Raw genomic sequence first — 21,399 nt, 5'->3', positions numbered from 1 at the left:
GCCTCAAAAACCGTTAAATTCGTGCGTGTGTGATTCAAGTGGTTTTTTTGCAAAATCAGGTATGAAGTTTGACCCTCCTGTAACTAAACGATTCCCATCTATGAAATTATTCCTGTTCGTTGCCTGTCTCCTATTTCCGTTGGCTAGCCTGATTGCTCAGGAGGATACCACCAATTACCAGCGGGCCATACGCCTGATTGACCAGGGGACGCATGACGAAGCCATGGAGCTCCTCCGCCCGTATCTGGACGAAGAGCGGTACGGCAATCTTTCCGGATATGCGCGGTACCATTTTGCCCGGGCGGCCTATGAAAACCGGCAGTACGAATTGGCAAAAAACGTTCTGGCAGAATTGCTCGAGCGCAGCGCATGGGAGCGAGCCGATGAGGCCCGGTACCTGCTGGCGCTGACCCATTTTCAGCTATCGGCTCCTTCGGAAGCCTTGCGGCAGGTCGATGCCATTCGTGACGAATCCCTAAAAAGGGAGGCCCATGAGGCAAGTTATGAATTCCTGAAGATCAGCTCCTCCAGTTTACTCAGCTTGCAATACGCCGCCTATCCAGAAAACCTGGGGCTGGTCATGGCGTTGAAGGAAAAGTTGGAATCCCAACGTTCCCTCTCCAGTAGTGAGCAAGAGATTTATCAGGAAATCAGAAACGCTGCCTATACCCAGATGGGGAATGGCGACAAAATAGCTCCGGATGAAGTGTTGGATGTGGCGGTGGTATTGCCGTTTAATTACGACGGAGGCTCCGGGGTGAACAGTCTCCAGAAAAATAATTTTGTCTTGCAACTGTATCAGGGGATTATGATGGCCTTCGAAGAGGCAAAGGCCAGGGGAGTGGCTGTAAATTTCCAGACCTTTGACACCGAACGAAGCGCCGAAAAAGTATCACAGATTCTTAGGGACCCTTTTTTACGAAAAGCTGATGTGATTCTAGGGCCCATTTATCCGGAAGAGACCGCGGAAGTTGCCGCGTTTGCCCAAATCTACGAGATTCCTCAAATCAATCCCTTGTCAAACATCGACGATAATATCCGGGATTTCAGGTATTCCTATCTGTTTCGCCCATCCGTGCAAGCACTCAGCCAAAAGGTAATCGATTATTGCCGCAGGTTTGAAGGCAACCGCGTCGCTTTGGCGTATTCGGGTGCCAGTAGGGACGAGCAACTTGCCGGCATGTTTACGGAAATGGCCAGAAGAAGTGGCCTGGAGATCGTCAATAGCCAAAAGCTGAGTACCCGGGAAACCCGGGAATTTTTTGAGAGTCTGGGCCTGGGAAACGAAGAGGGGGCGTCGGTGGACGTAATCGTTATTTTTTCCGATGATCCAAATATCGCTTCTCCCACATTTGCCCTGGTGGAATCCCTGGAATCGGGCATCCCTGTGGTGGTCATGGAAAGTTGGTTGTATTTTAATTTTGCCAATTATGAAATGATGGAGTCCCAAAATTTTCATTTTGTCGGTAACAATACAGTGGATTTTACGGACGAAAAGCTGACCGAATTTCGGGAGCGATTTCTGGAAAAATTTAACGAATATCCTTCTTCCTTTGTATACATGGGGTATGATTTGACCGACATGGTCTCCCGGGTGATCAATGCTGCGTCCGGTTTTGACTTTCAGGAAAATCTCAACCGCAAGGGCTTTCAGGAGGGAAATTTGACATTTGGGTTTGATTTTTCAAATGTTAAGTACAATAATTACGTGCCCATTTTGAGGCTGGAAGAAGGAGTATTGACCATTGAAGAAGAATAAATGCCGATGATTACAGAAAACAGCAAACGCCTTTTCGAACAAGCAAAACAAACCATACCCGGAGGAGTAAATTCTCCCGTCAGGGCGTTTAAGGCGGTGGGGGGCAACCCGCTGTTTATCGCCAGAGCCGAGGGACCCTACATTTATGACGCGGATGGAAACCAATACATCGAATTAATCAATAGCTGGGGTCCCATGGTCCTGGGTCACAACCATCCCGAGGTCAAGGAGGCGGTGATCAAAGCCATGGAAGGAGGGACCTCTTTCGGTGCGCCCACCGCCCGGGAGGTGGAAATTGCCGAGTTGATCGCAAGCATGGTGCCCTCGGTGGAGAAGGTTCGCATGGTCAATAGCGGTACGGAAGCGACCATGTCTGCCATCCGCCTGGCACGGGGATACACCGGTAAAGAAAAATTTATCAAGTTCGAAGGCAACTACCACGGACATGGAGACAGTTTTCTGATTTCAGCCGGTTCAGGTGCCATTACCATGGGAAATCCGGATTCTCCCGGAGTGACCAAAGGAACTGCCCGGGACACCTTGTTGGCGCCCTACAACGACCTGGAAAAGGTACGACTATTGGTAGAGGCCAACAAGGACGAAATTGCCGCCATGATCCTGGAGCCTGTGGCTGGAAATATGGGTTGCGTATTGCCGGAACCTGGATTTTTGGAAGGCTTGCGAAAAATATGCGACGAAGAGGGTATCGTGCTGATATTTGATGAGGTAATGACCGGCTTTCGGCTAGCTCCGGGAGGGGCACAGGAACTGCTGGGTGTCACCCCGGACATGACCACTCTGGGAAAAATCATTGGCGGGGGAATGCCGGTTGGCGCCTATGGAGGGCGCAAGGAGATCATGGATTTCGTTTCTCCACAAGGCCCGGTTTACCAGGCGGGCACCCTGTCCGGAAACCCCATTGCCATGGCCGCCGGATTGGCCATGCTGCAGCACCTCAAACACCATCCTGCCGTCTATACCCAGCTGAAAACAATCGGGGAAACCCTGGTGGAAGGGATTCACGCCAGCCTGGATCGACTGGGGCTTCCCTACACCACCAATGCCATCGGGAGCATGTATAGCCTGTTTTTTACCGACCGCCAGGTAAAGCACTTTGACGATGCGCAGACTTGTGATACGGCGTTGTTTGGACGGTATTTTAACGCCATGTTGAAGCAGGGTGTATATCTGGCCCCCTCTCAGTATGAAAGCTTGTTTTTATCCACCGCCCTGGAACAGGAGCACCTGGACAAAATTTTGGATGCCAATGAAAATGCGTTAAGGAGTCTGTAAGAAGAAAGGAATGCCTTTGGAAATGGCAACGATTTTTTTTGCAGGGGTTTTCAGTGAAAGCCGGTTGGAATACTGGCCGAAAGCGGGGTTGGGAAAATGTAAAAAAATACCAACCGTTTTTTTACGGGTAGCGGCATTACTACTAGTGAATACATGTATTTCTAACCAACAGAAGGGAAAATGGCTGAATTAATCGATGCATTCGACGCATACAATGAAATTGAAAATTACGCCTATTTTGCCGTGTGCTTTGATCAATTGCCCTCCAGTCTCTATTTTAATACGAGGCTTAAGATGGAACGGGCAACTATGGAAAAAGTGCTGGAAACAATCGACCTGGACTCGCAGGAGATGCATGTGGTTTTTAAACATTGGCATACCGGAGATACCAAAGAAGCCGACACTAGCGGAGATTTTCCCTACAAATACCTTTTGAAAAGCAAGGTCAGCAAATTACTCATCTGGCTGGCATTGGAATTCGATAAATTGGAGGTCGATTTTCTGTACGACGTTTCGGACCTACAGCTGGAGCAGTGGGTACTTGCAACGAACCATAAATTAAGAACGACGTTTGGCCTGGATCGGAGCCCAGACTTTAAGGTATTGTCAAGAAATGAGAATGGATTTTTCACGGAGGGAATAAAAACAGACCACTTTGCGTGCGACATTCAAAAGCTGTACAACGATGATTTCGTTGAAATTAACGCGCTTATCGAGGACGCATTGGAATCGGACAAAGCGGGATTAATTTTGCTGCACGGGGTCCCGGGAGCTGGTAAAACTTCCTACATAAAAAATCTGATTTGCAAGCACGTCAAAAAGACGTTTATCTTTATTCAAAATGAGTTTATCAACGAGTTGCTACACCCTAACTTTGTTTCCTTTCTTCTCAAAAACCAAAATGCGGTTTTAATTATTGAAGATGCAGAAAAAGTACTGACGAGCCGGGAACAGGTGAACGAAACCTCGGTGGTATCTACGATCCTGCAATTAACAGACGGGCTGTTTAGTGACTATTTGAACTTTAAAATCATTTGTACTTTTAATACCAGCATCGATAAAATTGACAAAGCCCTGCTTAGAAAAGGCCGGATGATTGCCTACTATGAATTCCAGCCATTGGTTCCGGAGAAAGCCAATAAGCTGCTCAGCCAGATGAACTACGAATCTACCAACACGCCCATGACGCTGGCAGATATATTCAACTATCAGAAAAAGAGCTTTCAACAAGCGAAAAAAAGCAGCATTGGCTTTCGGAAGTGAGTCAAACTATTACGTGGATTCTTGACGGCATGGATAACGGTTCTAGGTTGACATCCATCGATAATGACGCAGTCTTTTTGGGTATTGTGCAAAAATACCTGGGAGCGGACGAACGGCTAGCATTAGTTCTTTCCGATGGTACCCTGTGGGAGAAGGAGCACCTCGATCGAAAATTTGACTTTATATTCGCCGATACCTGGCATGGTAAATACCTGCTTTTGGACGAAATACCGGGAATGGTAAAGCGAGGCGGGCTTTACCTGGTGGGGATGACATGCTGTCGCAGGCAAACTGGCCCGAGGGACATCTGGCAAAGGCGTGCAATTTTGTGAGCGATGTGGAGCGATTTGTCTGTTACCTAACAGAACAGGGCGACAGGAAGAATCATAGCGGTAATGAAATAGGTTGAAAGATGAAATCCGCTGGCAAATACGACCGTGGACATCGGATCCAACTGATTTGGATGGAACACGACCAACGAAACCAAATGACGAAAAATGATTTTTCGTCGCAGGATCGGGAAAAGCGGGAATCTGCCTCATCCGCTGCCTGCGCGGTCGGGGATATCGGGTGATGAACAATCGCCTCAAGCTTCGGAATCACCCTGGAGTAGGCATGTTTATCGCCGGCTGCACCGCTTCCTGCCAAATGTTTAATCCCAGGCGAACGCAAGGCGCGTACCTGGCGTCTTTGCAGCAAAAAACCCTGTTTTATCCTTTGCCCAGTAACGAGCGCAGGTGCTTTTAACAGTTGACGCCAATAGATTGGTGATGAATGAACTATATGTTACTAAATTATCCCGGTAATCTCTAAAAAGATCTTTTTTCCGTTTAGGTATTGGCATTATTCATCTACCAGGTGACGAAATTACTGGGTAATTTTTTAAAAACCCAAGGGTAACAATTTTGAATTAGCTGTCAAAATTGTTACCCTTGTGTTGGCTTAGGCCAAATGTTCTGAACAGGTATAGAACTTTTTTTACTCGCTTGAAATCCACGATTTGTCTTTGTGCTGATAGAAATATCGCGGGAAAGGAGCAAAAACCAGATTTGTAATGATTATACCGAAGCATACAGAAGTTGTAGTTTGTTCGTACGGGGGAGTTGGAACTACCTTTTTAATGGAGTATTTAAGTAATTTCAAAAAGATAAATCGATTTTACGATGAAGACGGCGCCAAGCATTTTCCTATACCGCCGATTAGTGTAAATAAGAACCTGAAATTTGTTTATATTTTCGGAGACCCCGAGATGGCTACGATTTCGTTGTTTCGAAGAAATTTTCACCACAGGCAATCCACGAAACTTCTACGACTCACTACTAAAAATCTCAAACCAATACCGCTTGAGATGTCGCTGGAAGCCTATGTTTCCGAGGGCATTGATCGATTTTTATTTGAGGATCACTTTAACAATTGGTACAAACATTACCTGACGCATCCGACAATCTTTATACGGTACGAAAACCTATACGATGTCTTGCCTACGCTTTTTGATTTTCTGGATATCCCCAGAGAGCACCTTAAGGGTTTCCCTCCAAAACGAGAGAGATCCTCGGTTGGAACCGTTTCGGACGATACAAAACGAAAAATAACACACATGTATGGGGAGTTTTCCCATGCACTAAAGGAGTTGCCAGATTGTGAAATCAAGGAACCGGTCAGTGAAAAGCCGCTTTTCGTTACCTACCTGAAACCGATCTACGCAAAAGTTATGCTGATTTGGCTGTTATTTGTGTTCCAGTTAACTGCAAAAAAGCGACTACCTGGCATCTATGGATTTCTTCGGGACATCAAGACAAAGGTAACCGGCAGGTAACAAGCACGAAATGGCAATAGGGCTTCCGGTTTTTTATTCGGGAACGGTCCGTACTGCAATCCTACAGTCTAGCTGGACTGCCCCAACTTCCTTACCCTTTTGGAAAATTGGCACGAATATGTACATACGCAGGAAAGCAGACAGGTTGGGTAGTTGGCGAAATTTGCGTATTCTTGGAGTAGTGAGTTGGTGCGTATGGCCTCCCTTTTAACGTCCGAGAGAAAATGTTTCCGGATTGGCAAAAAGCAGCAAGTTACAGAGAAAAATAGATTACTGAACGAAAAAAACCATGAGAAAAAAACGACTAGTTTTCACCGGAGGATCGGGAAAAGCTGGAAAACACGTCATTCCCTACCTGCTTGATCAGGGATATCGGGTGATGAACGTGGACCTGAAGCCGTTGGATCACCTCGGCGTAGACAACCTTATCGCCGACATCACCGATTCCGGCCAAATGTTTAATGCCATGAGCTCCTATGCGGGCTTGGACGAATTGGAACCGGGCGGCGGTGTTCCTCCATTTGATGCGGTGGTCCATTTTGCGGCGGTGCCTCGTATTCTAATCAACCCGGATAATGAAACCTTTCGGGTCAATACCCTGGGCACCTATAACGTGATCGAAGCGGCGGTGAAGCTGGGTATCAAAAAGATAATCATCGCCTCCTCAGAGACTACCTATGGTGTTTGTTTTTCCGATGGACCCACCGACCCCCACTCCCTACCCCTGGAGGAAGACTACGACGTGGATCCCATGGATAGTTACGGGCTATCCAAGGTGGTCAATGAAAAAACGGCCCGCGCCTTCCAGCGAAGGTCAGGTGTGGATATCTACGCCCTCCGAATAGGAAATGTGATCGAGCCCCACGAATACCGGGAGCTGTTTCCGTACTATTTCAAGCATCCCGAAGTACGACGTCGAAACGCCTTTTGCTACATAGACGCACGTGACCTGGGACAGATTGTGGATTTGTGCGTGCAAAAAGATGGACTGGGGTATCAGGTATTCAATGCCGGGAACGACCATAATGGGGCAATTATACCCAGCAAGGAATTGGCTGAACGGTTTTTTCCGGGGGTGCCGGTTACGCGGGAATTGCAGGAACATGAAGCCTTGTTTTCCAATCGAAAAATTCGCGAAGTTTTGGGGTTCAAAGAACAACACAATTGGCGGAAATACGTGAAAGAAGAGTAGGTGGGTTGCGGACAGCCTGGTGACTGTCACCAATGGTGAGGAGTATAAAACACCGGTTGCAGTCAACAAATCATTTATTTCTCACACTATTTTTACAACCTATAACTACCATTCACGATGAAAAAAACGAGAACCGCTATTTTTGGCTTGGCTCTTATCTTTGGTTTGGGCTCCTGTGGAGTCAATCAGGCCTGGATACTCAACCAGAATCAAAACAACACCCAGGTAAATCTTGGAAGCAATAACTTTCAGGTACTGGGTCAGGTAAAGGGAGCTGCCGAGGTAGACTACGTACTCATTTTCGGGGGAAAGAATCGAAGGAATTTGTTTAACGAAGCATACTCCGCCATGATTGAAGAGGCCGATCTGAACCGCGGATCGCGAACCCTTACCAATATTCTAACCGAAGAGCAAATAGGTGGAGTGCCCCCATTTTACTACAAACGAACCATCACGGTAAGTGCGACGGTGGTAGAGTTTACCAAGTAATCCTTTCCTTCCCAACGAAAGCAGAAGTAGCACTAAGAAAGTTTCCGGGGGCATAAGCCTCCGGATGTCTTTTTACAAATTCTGCTGGTAGTTGTACTGGTTCTTCGATGCCTTTTTTTGGTAGTTTTGTACGGATGGGAAACAAGTAATAACCAGGATGCCTGTTTTACCGTACACCGTATTTAAATTAAGACAATTCTCCGGTTATGATTTTCTCTCTAGTTGGATACAGGAAAATAATTGTTTTTGCGCTGGTAGCATTAATAGTTATTCCCTGTTCAATAACGAGAGAATTTTCGCAAATATCATTTGCGAATACTACCGATCAACCTACTCAAAAGCAGAATGGAAATGCATGTTTGACTTTTTTTAAGCTGGAAAAGGAGCATAAAAAGGAAGAAAAACAAATTGATATCGCTAATTTTCGCCATTTTTCGAATGAAGCACCTATTTTAGCCGGCCTTAAAACCAACCTTTTATTCCATTTTTATGATCATCAAAAAGAAAAAATTCCCACCTATCTTTTTTATCAACAATTTCTGATTTGATACCACCTTCCTGAATGAATAGGTGATTTTATATCAAACAAAGAAACTATTAAACAATGAACAAATCAATTGTGGTGAGTGGGATTTCCGTACTCCTGTTCCGAATTATGCTTAGCGGGATATTTATAATGGCTGGAATTGCTCACCTGACCAATCCGGAACAGGTCGCACAGCGCATTCAGTCGGCTGCTTTTAATTCATTTGCCGCTTTTTTTGGTGATCCGTACCTATTAGGAATAGGAACGGGTTACGTGTTATTAATTGGCGGGTTGGCTTTCCTACTGGGGCTTTTCCCACGCTGGGCAGCGCTTGTTTTATTTTTGGTCCTGATTCCAATTACGATTACCGTACAGCTAGGCAATGGTTGGATTCACGGGCCATTGTGGAAAAACATGGCCATTTTTGGAGGCTTGTTGTTTTTCATCATAAATGATCCAAAAGTTTACAGTATTTATAATAAATAAAGAAATAATGAAAATATCATTGATCACATGTATCGCTTTGCTGACCCTCGGCCTGAGTCTGTCTAATGCACAAACGGCTTAGGCTGTCAGGGAAACCGAGCATGCTATCCGGAAGGATGGCAAGTATGCCATGTTGGTTCAGAAAGCCCAACATTTGAAGGCCGGAATAAAAACCGGTATTGTATTCAAATCAGAAAGTGAAGAAATAGATTTTCAAATCGTAGCCTGTGGTATGCTGGTGAAGGAGATTTCTGAGGATGCAGAATTACAGGAACTGATTCAAAATTCAGTGGCTGACCATGGTTTGAAGATTCTGGTCTGCGGGCTATCTATTCAGCAATTTGGAGTAGATAAAACACGGTTGCCGGATGAGACTCCCATTACGGACAATGGATTGATCTATATGTTTGGGTTGCAGGAGTTAGGGTACAGGTCCATCACCCTCTGATGGCCTTCCGTGAACACTAAAAAAACCAGTCTCCAAAAGGGACTGGTTTTTTTAATGTTGGATCAGGAGCAATTGCATTTAATTTGGAATCAAAAGCACCTGTTTCTATTGATGGCTTCTCCGCTTTAACATAGAGGCTTCTAAAATTCCTTATTCAGGAGATTTAGGGATGTAAATGGCAATACACTCGGTGGAGGTCGGACGGTAGTAGTTTGTTCATGTCCGGTACCGTGTTTTTTTCAACCATAAAATAAGAATAAATTTGCGGGAGGGAAACTGACATAAATTCATTTCCCCTACCTATTCCCCTGATTGCCAATCTGCCCTATAGAAGGTGCCCTCTTGCATCTTTCCACAGGGGTTTAACTACCAGATTAATCCCAATCATCCGGATTTCTCTTGAATCCAGGTGATTTCAAAAATCACACGGTCGTTTGGCTCCAGATTTAGGCTGGTATAGGTGCCAACAGGCTAGTAATTGACACTGCAGCTGACTCTTTTTAGCCCTATGAGCCTGAAAACCAAAACAAATGATTGAAATGTACTTCTCTATCAGCGAGTACCTCGAAATATTTAATTTTTCTTGCGTAAATTGTCTGTTGCACAAAAATAAAGGCAATGTACGCTTCCAAAATGACACCTTTAAGCTCCCTGGATACCTGGATTCCATTGCTTCAGGAATTGGTTTGGCCCATTACCGTATTGCTTATCTTGTTCTTTTTGAGAAAATACATCCCCCAATTGGTGGAGCGGACCACCAAAATCGGCGCAATGGGTATCGAATTAGAATTTGAAACGGCAAAAGAATTTTCCTCCTCTTGGAGCAATGAATACGTAGGGGACATTCGGACCGGCGTAAAGTCCGATGACTTTTCCAGCGGTGTCATGGACCTGATGGACCAGTTCAGTAAAGAAGGCAGCTACGATTATGCAAGCATTGACCTCTACGGAGGAAAGGCCTGGCTTACATCGCGATTGTACATTTTCTCTACAATCTTGTCAAAGGCAAGAGGGATTCACTACTGGGTGTTTGTCGACTCCCATGATTCCCTACACAAAAAATTTATCGGTTACGTGGATTCCAGCAGCTTGCGGATGCAGCTGTCGGATCGTTTTCCGGAGCTGTGCAGGGCCTATTCGGAGGCCTTGTTGGCAGTTTGTCCAGAAGGGGATACCTGTTTGAAGCAGGCCGATTCCTGGAAGATCACCCAACTGGTCCAGCATTTTTTAAAAGGTATTCAGAAAGAATATCCCCAACAAGCAGGGCCTGGGGTGGACCCGCATGCAGCCCAGGAAATAGAAAAAGGATGGGCGCTCCTGAAAGACCAGACGACGCTGGAAAAGGCCCGATTTCTGGATATCAACGAACTTAGAGAGATCTGCGGAGAGTGGATACGGACGGATGTCCTTCGAAGTGTGGAAACTGCCTCAACGGAATACCTGGCAGAAAAAATACTCCTTAGTAACGAGCAACTCATTCCGGAGCTTGACTCCGAAAATCGGTTTTTGGACATGGTGGATGTCGTCCAGGCAAAAAAGGCTTTGATAAAAAAAGGGAGGGATGCGGCGAAATAGTTTGGCCAACCCTGCGGAATAGGTGATTCAAAGCCCTCGCAACAGGTATCGGGGAATTTAATATCTCAGGCCCAGTAGGAACCTCTCGTAGCAGGCGTAAAAAAATTTTGACTTATACGGGGGGTGCTCTTGGGTAGGTTCTTGAAGGGTAGCAACGGATCCGAGCGGTTTTGTGGGAATAGGTTTATTTGAGAACGATAAGCCATTGTTTGTTTATAGAACGTACGTTCCAAATATAGATTAATGCAAGTATGAGCGAGATGAAACAAACCGATGAGAACGAACCTATTTGCTATCCTGCCGCTATTACTACTGAGTAACTGCTCGGAGAACGAACCGACGGTTGACCTGGAAAAGGGCAGAAAGTTTGACATGGGCTTTACTACCTGGAGTTTTGGCCCCCGGTCGCAAGATGTAACCGATACGTATTCGTTTATCGCAGCCAATGCGGATATCTACGCGGAACACCTGGATACCGCGATCCCTTGGAATGCCTGGATAAATGAGCAGCCGTTACCGGTAGCATTTATAAACGAAATCTCCGGAAGGGTAAATCGAAAAATCTCCGGAAAGCAATAGTTGCTTTCCGTCAGCGTATTAGACGCAAACAGATCGGAACTTGCTGCTGATTTTAGCGGCGCAACGCCCGCCTACGCCCGCCTGGATGATTCCGCGATAAAAGAGGGATATTTCAAACATATCCGCTATTTGGTTCGCGAGTTTAAACCAGATTATTTGGTCATTGGTATTGAAGTCAACGAATTGAAACTGAGATCTCCGGAAAAATGGGATGCCTATAGAAACCTAATCACGGATGTTAAATCCAGGATTAGGCAGTTGTACCCTGCATTGAAAATATCCGAATCCATATCGCTGCATAATCTTTACGAGGCAGACGTTTCTGATCCGCAAAGCCATGTTGAGGACATCATGAACCACATAAATCAGAATGACTTTGTGGCAGTTAGTTTTTACCCATTTTTGAAAAATTTGCGTACAAATACCGACTTTCAGCGGGCGCTGGAGTTTTTACACAAGCAGGCGATCGCCCCAATTGCATTGGTGGAAACGGCACATATTGCGCAAAACCTGCTGATTCCAAACCTCAACGTCTCTATTGAGGGAACCGAAAACGAGCAACGCGCTTACCTGGAAACAGTCCTTGAAAATGCCGACTCCCAGGGCTACGAATTTATCATCTGGTGGGCGCATCGGGATTTCGATGCGCTTTGGGAAACCTTTCCCGATGAAGTAAGGGATATCGGACAGCTATGGAGGGATACGGGTCTGCTCGATGAAAATGGAGAGGAACGACCTGCTTTTTCTGTATGGCAATCCTATTTCAAAAAATCGTGCCAGGAATTGGGGGCGAAATTTGGCCTTCCGTTTTTGGCGCATTAGGAGCCGTGCGCAAGGGCAGGTTGCCAGACCAATTGGTTAACGGGAACCACAAAAAAAATCACAAGAGCCGAAGCCCTTGTGATGGGATGAATGTGTTGACCGATGATCGGTCAGGCAGAGGCTCCACCAAGGATGGCGTCCAATTGCATTTCTGTGAGCAACTGGTCCTGAAGGGGCTGGGTCAATTCATTGATTTTATCCACCCCCCAGGTGATCCCCACCACGGTACGGGTGGGCCTCTTGCCAAAAGCCATTTCCGCCAGATTCAAATAGGCATCCACCACCCACTGGGGGTCGGGTGCCGCTTCGCTCTGCAGCAGTTGTGTAAAGTTTTCACCCATCGCCCCAGGAACACCGGCAAGTTCTCCATAGGTTTCCAACACGCCTTCGTGGTCCGGAGCCTGACCTGAACCCAATAATCCTGTCCCAAAGGGGCCGGGTTCGACCAGCACCACATCGATCCCAAAGGGCGAAACCTCGTATCGCAGGGCTTGGGAATACCCTTCCAGGGCGTGTTTGGTAGCGGTGTATGTTCCGAAAAACGGTGGCGATATGCGCCCTACCAGCGAAGACGTGTTGATGATTAAGCCCGAACCGGCCTTTCGCATCGTGGGAAGTACTGCTTGCATGGTTCTGATCGCACCGAAATAATTGGTCTCCATTTGGAAACGAGCCTGAGCCACACTAAATGCCTCGGTAATGCCGAGATACATGATGCCCGCATTGTTGAGCAAGATATCGATCGTGTCTGTTGCCGAGAGGATGTTTTCCATGGCCAGCTGTACGGACATTTCCTCCGCCACGTCCATATCTACCACATGGATGCGAGAGGAATGGGCTAAGAGTTCGGATTTTTTTGCCGCGTTTTTCCCGTCTGGGTTTCGCATGGTGGCAAATACCTGGTAGCCCTTATCGGCAAAATCCTTTGCGGCCTGTAAGCCAAAGCCGTTACTGCTACCGGTGATGATGATTGTCTTCATTTGGATGGTTTTTATTGGTTAAAATGTGATTAGGTTCATGCCGGATAATTGAGAATGGTAACGGCTCCGAAAACCAAGTGCAAGGCCTGGCGGGCGGTAAGCTCCAGACCCATGCGATAAATTGCCCCTACGGCAACCGCCACAAAGCCCCTGGCCCCCGGCCTTGCTTGTCTTTCGTTCGTGCGGCCTTTGCTGCTTGGGCTTTTACGCCCCAAAAAGGCAATACCCGGTTCGTAATCCATCGGGCCTTCCTCGGGAACAGCACGTCAAGTCCGTGGAGCCTGAGGGGAAGAATGGACAAGATCCGCCCTACCGTTGAAACCTGCAGATCGGTCATTGTCTTACCCTGTTCTACTGGTCAAATCCGAACATTCCATTGTCGTTCGCCAGTCCTTCGGTAGGAATGGGCTGAATCACGTCCCAATGTTCCACGGCTTTTCCGTTTTCAAAGCGTAGTAAATCGTAAAAGACGTTGGTGGTTCCGTTCCATATCCCCTCGCTTACGGTTAGTACAAAATTACCTTCACCCAATACCTTATGTATTTTTGTGTATTGGAACATGTTGTTTTGGGAAGTAAGGTAGGCGACGGCTTCCAGGATACCGTCCAATCCATCGGTTATACCGGGATTGTGTTGGTCGTATTGCTCCGCACTGATGTAATCGGTGATTTTGTTTGGGTTTTTACCCATTAGAATATCCTCCACCATGGCTTTGGCGATGGCTTTGTTTTCCTCCGTCTTGGCCAAATCTTCTGCGGTCGTTGGACCGTCAGTCTGCGTCCTTCCGCTTGCCGTTTCTTTCACCACCGGGGTCATGGCATCCCAATGTTCGGCTACTTTTCCGTTATCGTCCAGGCGAATAATATCAAACGACACCATCTCGTTTGCCCCAAAAGGTACCGCGTTTCGCCAGATATTGTGCATAAATACATACTGTCCATCCTGAAACATCCGAATGTTTTCAGCGGTTGTCCCGTGTTCCTGCAATACGGGCAGCATTCCGATAAAGGGCGCCAAGCCGGTCGGGATAAATGGGTTGTGCTGGATGTAATCCGCGTTGGCCAATTCATGCATGGTTGTGGTGTCACCAGTCAAAACAGCACCCAAGAAAGTGCCTACAATCTCTTTGTTAGTCATGGTTGAAGTAGTTATGGAATCGTCCTCGCTGATCGATTTGGATGGATTGCTGCCGCAGGAAGCGAGAATACCTGACAGCAGCAGTACGCCGATTGATTTTTTCATTGATTTTGTGCGTTGATAATTAATTATTACTTTTGTTTCGCAAGCAAAAGTAAAATATAACTTTTAAAATGCAAGCAATAAATCAAATTAATTTCATTTTGCAAGTAATATTAATTAACTCCCTTCCCCATGCGACAGGAATTCAGATGCAATTGCCCCTTTACTTCCGCCCTTGATGTTTTGGGAGATAAGTGGATATTGGTGATTGTAAAACAAATGCTCATCGAGGGCAAAGAGACGTTTAAGGACTTCACGGAAAGTGAAGAAGCCATCGCTACCAATATTCTTTCGGCCAAGCTGAAAATCCTGGAAGAATTGGGTATCGTCACCAAGGCGAAACGCCCGAATAACAAAAAGACCAATCTCTATTTGCTGACCGATAAGGGATTGGCATTGACTCCCATCCTGGTAGCGCTAGCTACCTGGAGTGATAGTCACCTGCGGGATATTCACCCGAACATTGTCGAGGGAGAGTCCATGCAGCAGCTGCGGAACGATGGTGCTGCCTTTGCACGGGCGCTGGAGAAAAAGTACCGGGAAAAGCTGGCTGCTACCCTCTATGAAGGTAAAAGCGGATGAAAAGGGAAACGGACGAACGGTGAACAAACGCACACAATCTTGCAATCAGCGACTTCTTTTTCCGGATATTGTGTATAATTGGGTAATTGCTTTGCGGTAAAATTTAAAAAACGTATCTTCTCATGGAATACGAGGAAAGTATTGCGCGCTGGTTTTACGATTCCTTTTACGAAAAAAAATGGAAGGGAAGTAGTCGCGTTGTAAGCCAACTTTCCATCGATCAAGCCTATCGTGTCCAAGAGCTGGTGACAAAAAAAAGAATGGCTTCCGGCGAAAAGGCATGCGGATTCAAAGTCGGCTGTACCAGTGCTGCGATCCGGAAACAGTTTGGTTTGACCGAACCGATTTATGGGAGGATGTTTTACCCGCATGTCACCGAAAATAAGGGACTAGTTGACTGTAGTAACTACATTACCTGTGCCATAGAACCGGAGATGGTTCTAAAACTTGGAAAAGACCTCCAGGGTAAAAATCTTACAGATGCAGCACTCGTCGAAGCAATAGCCTATGTGAGTCCAGGAATCGAACTTCATGAATTCAACTTCTGGATTACGCCTCCAACGATTCAGGAGCTAATCTGTTCCGGCGGCATTCATACGGGGCTACTTATCGGGAGCCAAAAAACAGCTCCTCAGAAACTACGCTTTTATGAAGAGGCATTTAGCGTGTATAAAAACAAAAAATTAGTCGCGTCTGCCCCCGCAAGCGAAATTATGGGTGGGCCGCTACATTCACTGAGATGGCTGGTCAATTCATTGACCGAGAGAGGAACGTATTTGGCAAAAGGCAGTCTCGTTATTCCGGGTTCCCCGGTCGAGCTGATCCCTATTACACAGCGTACAGAGGTAACGATCGAAATCGATAGGGTAGGCAGTCTATCTACCTATTTTACAAAAGATTAAGCGTTGGCGCCTGATGGCATGAGTCCATCCGCCAGACAAATGCGAGCTTCTGCCGACAGGCGCTACGAAATCGGTCTTGGCAGCTCCTACCAAACATTGATGCAGACGAAAACGATAATCTACAGTTCCGGTATTCTAGGCGGCTTGTTGCTGATCATTGGTCTCATTGGATGGATTGCGGCTGTTCCATTTGCGGCCGTATTGCTAGTGATAGGAGTCCTGTTGTTAGCCCTGGTATGTGTTCCGCTCATCATGGTAGACCGGTATTGGTATGCGAAGAGAATAGACCGAATAATAAAAACCTACCAAGATACTCCGGCAAAAATTGAGCGCCTAACGGGTGAAAAATCAAAGTTCAAAGGTTGGGGCATGAACAATTCCCCCTTTCGGGAAAGAAAATCCGGCCTTACCTGGGGAGGCGGCAATGTAAAAGGTGCAAACGCAAGCAGAGGTAACAGAAGAAGGTTTTTAAAATAAGTAAGCAGACCCGATGACCTAACGTCGGTCTTTTGATTCAGGCATTACGCAGCATAATCAGGATGTATCCCATAATTCATCTACGATTTTATGACAGGGTGGCTGAAAAGAAAAGTCCGGCGAGCCCGGCTAATTTCTCCAAAATGACTTTTTTAAGAACAAAATTCGATGGACATCGTGGGAATCCGTGCCACTCGCCTACTAAAACGTAGCTTTAAATTGGGCTTAGGGGTATTTCATACAAACTAAACCCAATTACTTTACTATTTATCCGTATATTAGATGCTTACGAACCGGAAAAACGATGATTGTTCAGGGAACACGATTACCGACCTTTGACGAATTAATTGCGGTTTTGAAGCGCCGATTCCCCAATCACTCCGTTTACCTTTTTGACTCGAAACCTCAAAAAAGTATCATCGTACGAAAGTCGGCCTTGGTTGGCGCCCAGATAACCCTTCGGGAAAACGAAATGATCGTTGATGCCTGTTGCCCAAACATTTTTATATCAGCACTGATAGGTTTGATAAGTACGATTTTTCCGCCCTACCTGGAGTTCGAAATGAAGGTGACAGATTTCTTGAAAAACAAGTACAATCCATGCCACGTTTGACCTGCCCCACTTGGGTAGCTATAGCTGATCCAAAAGAATTGAGCTGAAGCTTTGGTCTTTCTTGGGCGTGCCAGCTACCATAGCGGCTTTGGTTTCCTCTCACTGTTCAGGGTATTTGAATCTGGCACGTACGCAATAAAACGACACCAGCAGCATGAATTAAGGGCATTGAGATAGCCTTTTTTAAGCAGGCCTGGTCCGCGCCAACCTGGCCAGATCGCCGCCTTTTCAAAAAAAATCAATAACTTCGACCACTCATTTGCAAATTTCCAACCGTACGCCTGCCAGCGCAACGAAACCGAACGATGACCCATCCAAAATCCATTGCTGTGTTGCCTTTTGTCAACATGAGTCCCGGAAAAGAGAACGACTATCTTTGCGACGGTATTACGGAGGAAATCATCCATGCACTGGCTAAAATCGAACAGCTGAAAGTGACCTCGCGGACCTCTAGTTTCTACTTTAAAGGGCAAAACCGGCCGCTGGCAGAAATAGGCCGTGAACTGGATGTGGCCAACCTACTCGAAGGAAGCCTGCGGGTAAGTGGCGACCGCTTGCGCATCACCGCTCAGTTAATACAGGTGTCGGACGACTCCCATTTCTGGTCCGAAAGCTGGGACAGAAAGTTGGAAGACATTTTTGCCATTCAAGATGAAATCAGCCTTCGGATTGCCGACAAGCTGCGCGAACACTTTGGGCATCTGGATATTGCCGATCAACTGGTCCAGGCCCCCACCGGGAAGGTGGAGGCCTACCGGTACTACCTACAGGGGAAATCACTTTTTAACAAGTGGAATCCCGAACACGCCAACCAGGCCATCGGGTATTTTGAAAAGGCCCTCCAGATTGACCCGGGCCTGATCGACGCACACACCGGTCTTGCCGATGCCTATAGTTTTTTGGCAGTGGCCGGCTTTGCTCCGCGCGAATTAGCTTGGAAAAAGGCGATGGAATCCATGCAGCGCGCCACCGAAATCGATCCCCGTAACGCAGTACTCAACTACCTGCTTGCCAATCAGGCCTTTTTTACCGAGGCAGACTTTGCCGGCGCCATGCGGTTTGGTCAACAGGCCATTGCCAGCAAACCGACCTATGCGGAGGGCCATCAGTTTCTGGCGTTTCTGTTTATGCTGAAGGACGATTTGAAGAAGGCAGAGGAACATTTGAGCTACGCCCGCTCCATCGACCCGCTGAACCCAGAAACAAAATTTTATCAGGCGTATTTTTTGTACCGTTCTCATTCCCTTGATCAGGCAGAAGTATTACTCGAGCAGCTATTGGAAGCAAACGACAAAAACCTACCGGCACTCATCACGCTGATTTATGTGCTCCTTAAAAGTGGTGCCTTTGAGCGGGCAGAAAGGCTGATTTTTGGCAGTCCGGCGGAGGGGATCATGCCGGATGAAAAGTTGGGGTTGGCCTGCCTGCTTTGGGTCATGCAAGGAGCCGCGGAAAAATATCCTGCCCTTCTGGACGAGTTGGAGGGGAATGCATCCCGGGATACTTCCTTTCAGGCGCATGCCTATCTGTTTCTAGTGTATGCTGCGCTAAACGAAGACAAAAAGGCATTTTCCGTATTGGAAAAATTATTTAAACACCGGTCTTCCGTTCTTTTGCTTGCTTTTGGTGATCCGCTTGCAGCTCCTCTGCGGCACAACCTCGAATATGAGGACTACGAGAAGCGAATTTACCTCCTTTCGAATCCTTCAATCAGGGCTGTTAAGCGCAATAGTGCAGTACTTGACGAAGCTGAAGCAACTGAATACCTCCGGATATTAGAGGGATTTATGGAAACAGAGAGCCCCTTTCTTGATCCTTCCCTTTCCCTTCGGTCCCTTGCCAACCAACTGGAAATGCACCCCAACCAGCTGTCCTGGCTACTGAATGAAAAGCTGGGCAAAAACTTCAACACCTATATCAACGGCTTCCGGGTGGCGCATTTCAAAAAATTGCTAACAGACTCCGGCAATGCAAACATTTCGCTGATCGGCCTGGCCTACGAAAGTGGTTTCAATTCCAAAACGGTTTTCAATACCGTATTCAAAAAAGAGACCGGCCTGACCCCCAAAGAATTTCAGAAAAACAGGCATTAATCCGATTAATTGGTTCCGGATTATAATTCCGAACCTCTTTTTCCTTTTCCCGAACTTTTGTCATGCTTCCCTGGCGCAACTTTGTTCCGAATCAACAAGGTAACGTCATGAACAACGAAAAAATGGAAGCCATCCGGGCGACCGGATACGGCCCTGCATCCGTCCTGAAATTGCAGCAGGTTAGCAAGCCCCGGCCTGCCCCGGATGAAGTGTTGGTGAAAGTGATCGCCTCCTCGGCTACAACAGCCGACGGCATGATGCGAAGCGGGAAGCCCTGGTTTGCACGTCTTTTTCTGGGGCTATTAAAACCAAAAAACTCCATACCGGGCACCGGATTTGCCGGATACATTGCAGGAATAGGAGCCGAAGTCCGCAACTTCCAGGTCGGGGACCGGGTTTTTGGTGAGACCACCCTTGGATTTGGTGCCAATGCGGAATACCTGACCCTAAAGGCCAACTGCGTCGTACTGCCCCTACCGGAAACACTGGGTTTTTCCGAGGCAGCCACCTTCTGCGATGGCCACCTGACGTCCTATAATTACCTAAAGTGTCTCGGTCGGGTAAAACCGGGAGATCAGGTTCTGATCAATGGCGCCTCCGGAAGCCTGGGTACGGCCGCTGTACAGATTGCCCGGCACCTCGGCGCGGAAGTCACGGGGGTATGCAGCGGCAAGAACGCGGGCCTGGTAAAATCCCTGGGTGCCCGTCGTGTGCTGGACTACACAAAGGAAGATTTTACACGAGGTGACAACCGCTACGACCTCATCTTCGATACCCTGGGCAAACGCTCCTTTACCGAATGCAAACGGGTATTGAAAAAACAAGGCACCTACTATTCCCCCGTACTCAAATTCTCGCTGCTGGCGCAAATGCTGTTTACCCGGTTCTTTTCGTCCAAAAAAGCCGTCTTTGCAGCGACCGGCTTGCTTTCCGAAGATCAGCTTCGCATGCTCTTGGCGGAGGTGCTGGAGCTGCAGCAAGCGGGCAAGTTACGGACCGTGATCGACCGGCAATACCCGCTTGCAAGGCTTTCCGAAGCACACCAATACATCGACTCCGGTCACAAAAAAGGAAACATCATTATTATCAACTCAGAGGATTTTACATCCTTTCAATCCATTTCAAAGCTTAAACAACAAACAACATGAAAAACGTACGAATTGCAGTTATTGCCCTGATGGTAGTTATCGGGCTGGGATCTTGTGGCGTCAATCAGGCCTGGATTTTAAACCAAAACCAAAACAGCACCGAAGTATACCTGGGCAGCAAAAATTTTGAGGTACTGGGACAGGTAAAAGGATCGGCATCGGTCGACTACGTATTGATTTTTGGCGGGACGAATCGGAAAAACCTCTACAACGAAGCCTATGCGGCCATGCTGAAGGAGGCAGATTTGACATCCGGTAGCCGTACCCTTACCAATATCCTTACCGAAGAACATGTGGGTGGGGTACCTCCCTTTTACTACAAGCGCACCCTGACCGTGAGTGGGACGGTGGTGGAATTCACCAAGTAAACGTGGATACGGATATTTCGCTATGAATCCACTAGATGAACGATCGGAAAGAAAGGTGTACATGAGGCAAACGGGCCTCATGTACCTTTTGGTAATCGTTTTGGCTGGCTTCAGTCAAGGGTACATCCGGAGTAGTTTGATCGTTTCGGATGATGCGGTGGCCACCTCCCTGAATATCTCGGGCGAGGAAGGCTTGTTTCGCCTGGGATTGGTATTCGATCTGGTGGCTTTTCTATTGGATGCGATCATTTCGATATTGTTGTTCAAGTTGTTTCGTGCCTATGGGCAGACGCTGGCGCTGACGGCAATGGTGTTGCGGCTACTGGCTCATCCGGCGATAGGTAGCTTGAATTTGCTCAATCATTACCTGGCCTTACAGACCGCTTTGGCACCGGATTTCCTCACAGGATTTGACGCACCGCAACTTCAATCGATGAGTCTACTCTTTATGGAGGCCCATCGGGTCGGTTACCTGATCGCCGGGACGTTTTTTGGCCTTCACTGTCTGCTTCTGGGTCTCCTGCTGTACCGATCTTCCCTGCCCGGCTGGTTGGGGCTCCTGATGATGTTGGCAGGCATTGGTTACGAAATGGAATCGCTTGGCAATTTTCTAGCTCCCGGTAACGAAATCTGGCTGGCCGCCCTGGTGGGAGTAACGGCCATCCTGGGAGAAGTCACCCTTACCGGGTATTTGTTGAAAAAAGGTTTTTTTACCAGTACATTGAAAGCGGATGAATCGAACTAAACGA

The 21,399-nt window shown here is 47.2% G+C and carries 24 protein-coding genes; 21 read left to right on the top strand and 3 right to left on the bottom strand.

Going from position 1 to position 21,399, the window contains the following annotated elements:
- The first annotated feature begins 100 nt into the window (after window positions 1-100).
- The 14 genes from GCU44_RS02970 (at window position 101) to GCU44_RS02905 (ending at window position 12,248) form a co-directional block, all read left to right on the top strand.
- Window positions 101-1,759: an ABC transporter substrate-binding protein gene (locus tag GCU44_RS02970; RefSeq protein ID WP_161993886.1), complete on the top strand. Its 1,659-nt coding sequence runs from the start codon at window positions 101-103 to the stop codon at window positions 1,757-1,759.
- Window positions 1,760-1,765: 6 nt separating this feature from the next.
- A complete protein-coding gene (gene hemL / locus GCU44_RS02965) occupies window positions 1,766-3,052 on the top strand; it encodes a glutamate-1-semialdehyde 2,1-aminomutase (RefSeq protein WP_154853616.1) in 1,287 nt (428 codons plus the stop codon).
- Window positions 3,053-3,232: 180 nt separating this feature from the next.
- Window positions 3,233-4,315 carry an AAA family ATPase gene (locus tag GCU44_RS02960; protein ID WP_154853613.1) on the top strand — a complete coding sequence of 361 codons (1,083 nt, stop codon included), beginning with the start codon at window positions 3,233-3,235 and terminating at the stop codon, window positions 4,313-4,315.
- A gap of 29 nt (window positions 4,316-4,344) precedes the next feature.
- Window positions 4,345-4,647 (top strand): O-methyltransferase, encoded by a 303-nt coding sequence (locus GCU44_RS02955; protein ID WP_154853610.1) that lies wholly within the window; start codon window positions 4,345-4,347, stop codon window positions 4,645-4,647.
- Between the two features lie 80 nt (window positions 4,648-4,727).
- Window positions 4,728-4,889 (top strand): hypothetical protein, encoded by a 162-nt coding sequence (locus GCU44_RS02950; RefSeq protein WP_154853607.1) that lies wholly within the window; start codon window positions 4,728-4,730, stop codon window positions 4,887-4,889.
- A gap of 480 nt (window positions 4,890-5,369) precedes the next feature.
- Complete coding sequence (locus tag GCU44_RS02945) at window positions 5,370-6,131, top strand: hypothetical protein (protein ID WP_154853604.1); 762 nt, start codon at window positions 5,370-5,372, stop codon at window positions 6,129-6,131.
- A gap of 289 nt (window positions 6,132-6,420) precedes the next feature.
- Window positions 6,421-7,323, top strand: coding sequence for an NAD-dependent epimerase/dehydratase family protein (locus GCU44_RS02940; protein ID WP_154853601.1), 903 nt, complete (start codon window positions 6,421-6,423; stop codon window positions 7,321-7,323).
- Window positions 7,324-7,440: 117 nt separating this feature from the next.
- Window positions 7,441-7,812, top strand: a complete 372-nt coding sequence (locus GCU44_RS02935; protein WP_092173784.1) for a DUF6567 family protein — start codon at window positions 7,441-7,443, stop codon at window positions 7,810-7,812.
- Window positions 7,813-8,018: 206 nt separating this feature from the next.
- Window positions 8,019-8,360: a hypothetical protein gene (locus tag GCU44_RS02930; RefSeq protein WP_154853598.1), complete on the top strand. Its 342-nt coding sequence runs from the start codon at window positions 8,019-8,021 to the stop codon at window positions 8,358-8,360.
- Window positions 8,361-8,416: 56 nt separating this feature from the next.
- Complete coding sequence (locus GCU44_RS02925) at window positions 8,417-8,824, top strand: DoxX family protein (protein ID WP_174238225.1); 408 nt, start codon at window positions 8,417-8,419, stop codon at window positions 8,822-8,824.
- A 130-nt stretch (window positions 8,825-8,954) separates the two neighbouring features.
- Window positions 8,955-9,272, top strand: coding sequence for a DsrE family protein (locus GCU44_RS02920; RefSeq protein WP_206670799.1), 318 nt, complete (start codon window positions 8,955-8,957; stop codon window positions 9,270-9,272).
- Between the two features lie 633 nt (window positions 9,273-9,905).
- On the top strand, window positions 9,906-10,847 hold the full coding sequence (locus GCU44_RS02915; RefSeq protein ID WP_154853595.1) for a hypothetical protein: 942 nt from the start codon (window positions 9,906-9,908) through the stop codon (window positions 10,845-10,847).
- A 273-nt stretch (window positions 10,848-11,120) separates the two neighbouring features.
- On the top strand, window positions 11,121-11,426 hold the full coding sequence (locus GCU44_RS02910) for a hypothetical protein (protein WP_154853592.1): 306 nt from the start codon (window positions 11,121-11,123) through the stop codon (window positions 11,424-11,426).
- Window positions 11,427-12,248 (top strand): glycosyl hydrolase 53 family protein, encoded by an 822-nt coding sequence (locus tag GCU44_RS02905; RefSeq protein WP_154853589.1) that lies wholly within the window; start codon window positions 11,427-11,429, stop codon window positions 12,246-12,248.
- A gap of 110 nt (window positions 12,249-12,358) precedes the next feature.
- On the opposite strand, the gene GCU44_RS02900 is transcribed toward GCU44_RS02905, so the two are convergent.
- The 3 genes from GCU44_RS02900 to GCU44_RS02890 all read right to left on the bottom strand — a co-directional run bounded on the left by GCU44_RS02900 (window position 12,359) and on the right by GCU44_RS02890 (window position 14,470).
- Window positions 12,359-13,228, bottom strand: a complete 870-nt coding sequence (locus tag GCU44_RS02900; protein ID WP_154853586.1) for an SDR family oxidoreductase — start codon at window positions 13,226-13,228, stop codon at window positions 12,359-12,361.
- Window positions 13,229-13,263: 35 nt separating this feature from the next.
- Window positions 13,264-13,470, bottom strand: a complete 207-nt coding sequence (locus GCU44_RS02895) for a hypothetical protein (protein WP_154853583.1) — start codon at window positions 13,468-13,470, stop codon at window positions 13,264-13,266.
- Between the two features lie 109 nt (window positions 13,471-13,579).
- Complete coding sequence (locus GCU44_RS02890; protein ID WP_154853580.1) at window positions 13,580-14,470, bottom strand: nuclear transport factor 2 family protein; 891 nt, start codon at window positions 14,468-14,470, stop codon at window positions 13,580-13,582.
- A gap of 129 nt (window positions 14,471-14,599) precedes the next feature.
- Between GCU44_RS02890 and GCU44_RS02885 the strand changes: the two genes are divergently transcribed.
- The 7 genes from GCU44_RS02885 to GCU44_RS02855 all read left to right on the top strand — a co-directional run bounded on the left by GCU44_RS02885 (window position 14,600) and on the right by GCU44_RS02855 (window position 21,395).
- Window positions 14,600-15,049, top strand: a complete 450-nt coding sequence (locus tag GCU44_RS02885) for a winged helix-turn-helix transcriptional regulator (protein ID WP_154853577.1) — start codon at window positions 14,600-14,602, stop codon at window positions 15,047-15,049.
- A gap of 122 nt (window positions 15,050-15,171) precedes the next feature.
- Window positions 15,172-15,951, top strand: coding sequence for a 2-keto-4-pentenoate hydratase (locus tag GCU44_RS02880; protein WP_154853574.1), 780 nt, complete (start codon window positions 15,172-15,174; stop codon window positions 15,949-15,951).
- A 39-nt stretch (window positions 15,952-15,990) separates the two neighbouring features.
- Window positions 15,991-16,428, top strand: coding sequence for a hypothetical protein (locus GCU44_RS02875; RefSeq protein WP_154853571.1), 438 nt, complete (start codon window positions 15,991-15,993; stop codon window positions 16,426-16,428).
- 918 nt (window positions 16,429-17,346) lie between these two features.
- A complete protein-coding gene (locus GCU44_RS02870; protein WP_154853568.1) occupies window positions 17,347-19,134 on the top strand; it encodes a tetratricopeptide repeat protein in 1,788 nt (595 codons plus the stop codon).
- A gap of 107 nt (window positions 19,135-19,241) precedes the next feature.
- Window positions 19,242-20,282 carry an NAD(P)-dependent alcohol dehydrogenase gene (locus GCU44_RS02865; protein WP_241684818.1) on the top strand — a complete coding sequence of 347 codons (1,041 nt, stop codon included), beginning with the start codon at window positions 19,242-19,244 and terminating at the stop codon, window positions 20,280-20,282.
- Window positions 20,279-20,650 carry a DUF6567 family protein gene (locus GCU44_RS02860; RefSeq protein ID WP_154853565.1) on the top strand — a complete coding sequence of 124 codons (372 nt, stop codon included), beginning with the start codon at window positions 20,279-20,281 and terminating at the stop codon, window positions 20,648-20,650. The genes GCU44_RS02865 and GCU44_RS02860 overlap by 4 nt, the downstream gene beginning before the upstream one ends.
- A 22-nt stretch (window positions 20,651-20,672) precedes the next feature.
- Window positions 20,673-21,395, top strand: a complete 723-nt coding sequence (locus GCU44_RS02855) for a DUF4386 domain-containing protein (RefSeq protein WP_154853562.1) — start codon at window positions 20,673-20,675, stop codon at window positions 21,393-21,395.
- The last annotated feature ends 4 nt before the right edge of the window (window positions 21,396-21,399 follow it).

Source organism: Cyclobacterium xiamenense, from assembly GCF_009467825.1.
Classification (GTDB): Bacteria; Bacteroidota; Bacteroidia; order Cytophagales; family Cyclobacteriaceae; genus Cyclobacterium; species Cyclobacterium xiamenense.
Note: the sequence above shows the minus strand (reverse complement) of the source record. Positions and strands in the feature narration are given on the sequence as shown.

Coding starts and splice junctions, on each gene's coding strand:
- GCU44_RS02935 (WP_092173784.1), top strand. CDS start 7,441: ATGAAAAAAACGAGAACCGCTATTTTTGGCTTGGCTCTTATCTTTGGT.
- GCU44_RS02930 (WP_154853598.1), top strand. CDS start 8,019: ATGATTTTCTCTCTAGTTGGATACAGGAAAATAATTGTTTTTGCGCTG.
- GCU44_RS02970 (WP_161993886.1), top strand. CDS start 101: ATGAAATTATTCCTGTTCGTTGCCTGTCTCCTATTTCCGTTGGCTAGC.
- GCU44_RS02870 (WP_154853568.1), top strand. CDS start 17,347: ATGACCCATCCAAAATCCATTGCTGTGTTGCCTTTTGTCAACATGAGT.
- GCU44_RS02955 (WP_154853610.1), top strand. CDS start 4,345: ATGGATAACGGTTCTAGGTTGACATCCATCGATAATGACGCAGTCTTT.
- GCU44_RS02950 (WP_154853607.1), top strand. CDS start 4,728: ATGAAATCCGCTGGCAAATACGACCGTGGACATCGGATCCAACTGATT.
- GCU44_RS02910 (WP_154853592.1), top strand. CDS start 11,121: ATGAGAACGAACCTATTTGCTATCCTGCCGCTATTACTACTGAGTAAC.
- GCU44_RS02875 (WP_154853571.1), top strand. CDS start 15,991: ATGCGAGCTTCTGCCGACAGGCGCTACGAAATCGGTCTTGGCAGCTCC.
- GCU44_RS02920 (WP_206670799.1), top strand. CDS start 8,955: ATGTTGGTTCAGAAAGCCCAACATTTGAAGGCCGGAATAAAAACCGGT.
- GCU44_RS02915 (WP_154853595.1), top strand. CDS start 9,906: ATGACACCTTTAAGCTCCCTGGATACCTGGATTCCATTGCTTCAGGAA.
- GCU44_RS02860 (WP_154853565.1), top strand. CDS start 20,279: ATGAAAAACGTACGAATTGCAGTTATTGCCCTGATGGTAGTTATCGGG.
- GCU44_RS02880 (WP_154853574.1), top strand. CDS start 15,172: ATGGAATACGAGGAAAGTATTGCGCGCTGGTTTTACGATTCCTTTTAC.
- GCU44_RS02895 (WP_154853583.1), bottom strand. CDS start 13,470: ATGGATTACGAACCGGGTATTGCCTTTTTGGGGCGTAAAAGCCCAAGC.
- GCU44_RS02900 (WP_154853586.1), bottom strand. CDS start 13,228: ATGAAGACAATCATCATCACCGGTAGCAGTAACGGCTTTGGCTTACAG.
- GCU44_RS02940 (WP_154853601.1), top strand. CDS start 6,421: ATGAGAAAAAAACGACTAGTTTTCACCGGAGGATCGGGAAAAGCTGGA.
- GCU44_RS02945 (WP_154853604.1), top strand. CDS start 5,370: ATGATTATACCGAAGCATACAGAAGTTGTAGTTTGTTCGTACGGGGGA.
- GCU44_RS02925 (WP_174238225.1), top strand. CDS start 8,417: ATGAACAAATCAATTGTGGTGAGTGGGATTTCCGTACTCCTGTTCCGA.
- GCU44_RS02865 (WP_241684818.1), top strand. CDS start 19,242: ATGAACAACGAAAAAATGGAAGCCATCCGGGCGACCGGATACGGCCCT.
- GCU44_RS02855 (WP_154853562.1), top strand. CDS start 20,673: ATGAATCCACTAGATGAACGATCGGAAAGAAAGGTGTACATGAGGCAA.
- GCU44_RS02885 (WP_154853577.1), top strand. CDS start 14,600: ATGCGACAGGAATTCAGATGCAATTGCCCCTTTACTTCCGCCCTTGAT.
- hemL (WP_154853616.1), top strand. CDS start 1,766: ATGATTACAGAAAACAGCAAACGCCTTTTCGAACAAGCAAAACAAACC.
- GCU44_RS02960 (WP_154853613.1), top strand. CDS start 3,233: ATGGCTGAATTAATCGATGCATTCGACGCATACAATGAAATTGAAAAT.
- GCU44_RS02890 (WP_154853580.1), bottom strand. CDS start 14,470: ATGAAAAAATCAATCGGCGTACTGCTGCTGTCAGGTATTCTCGCTTCC.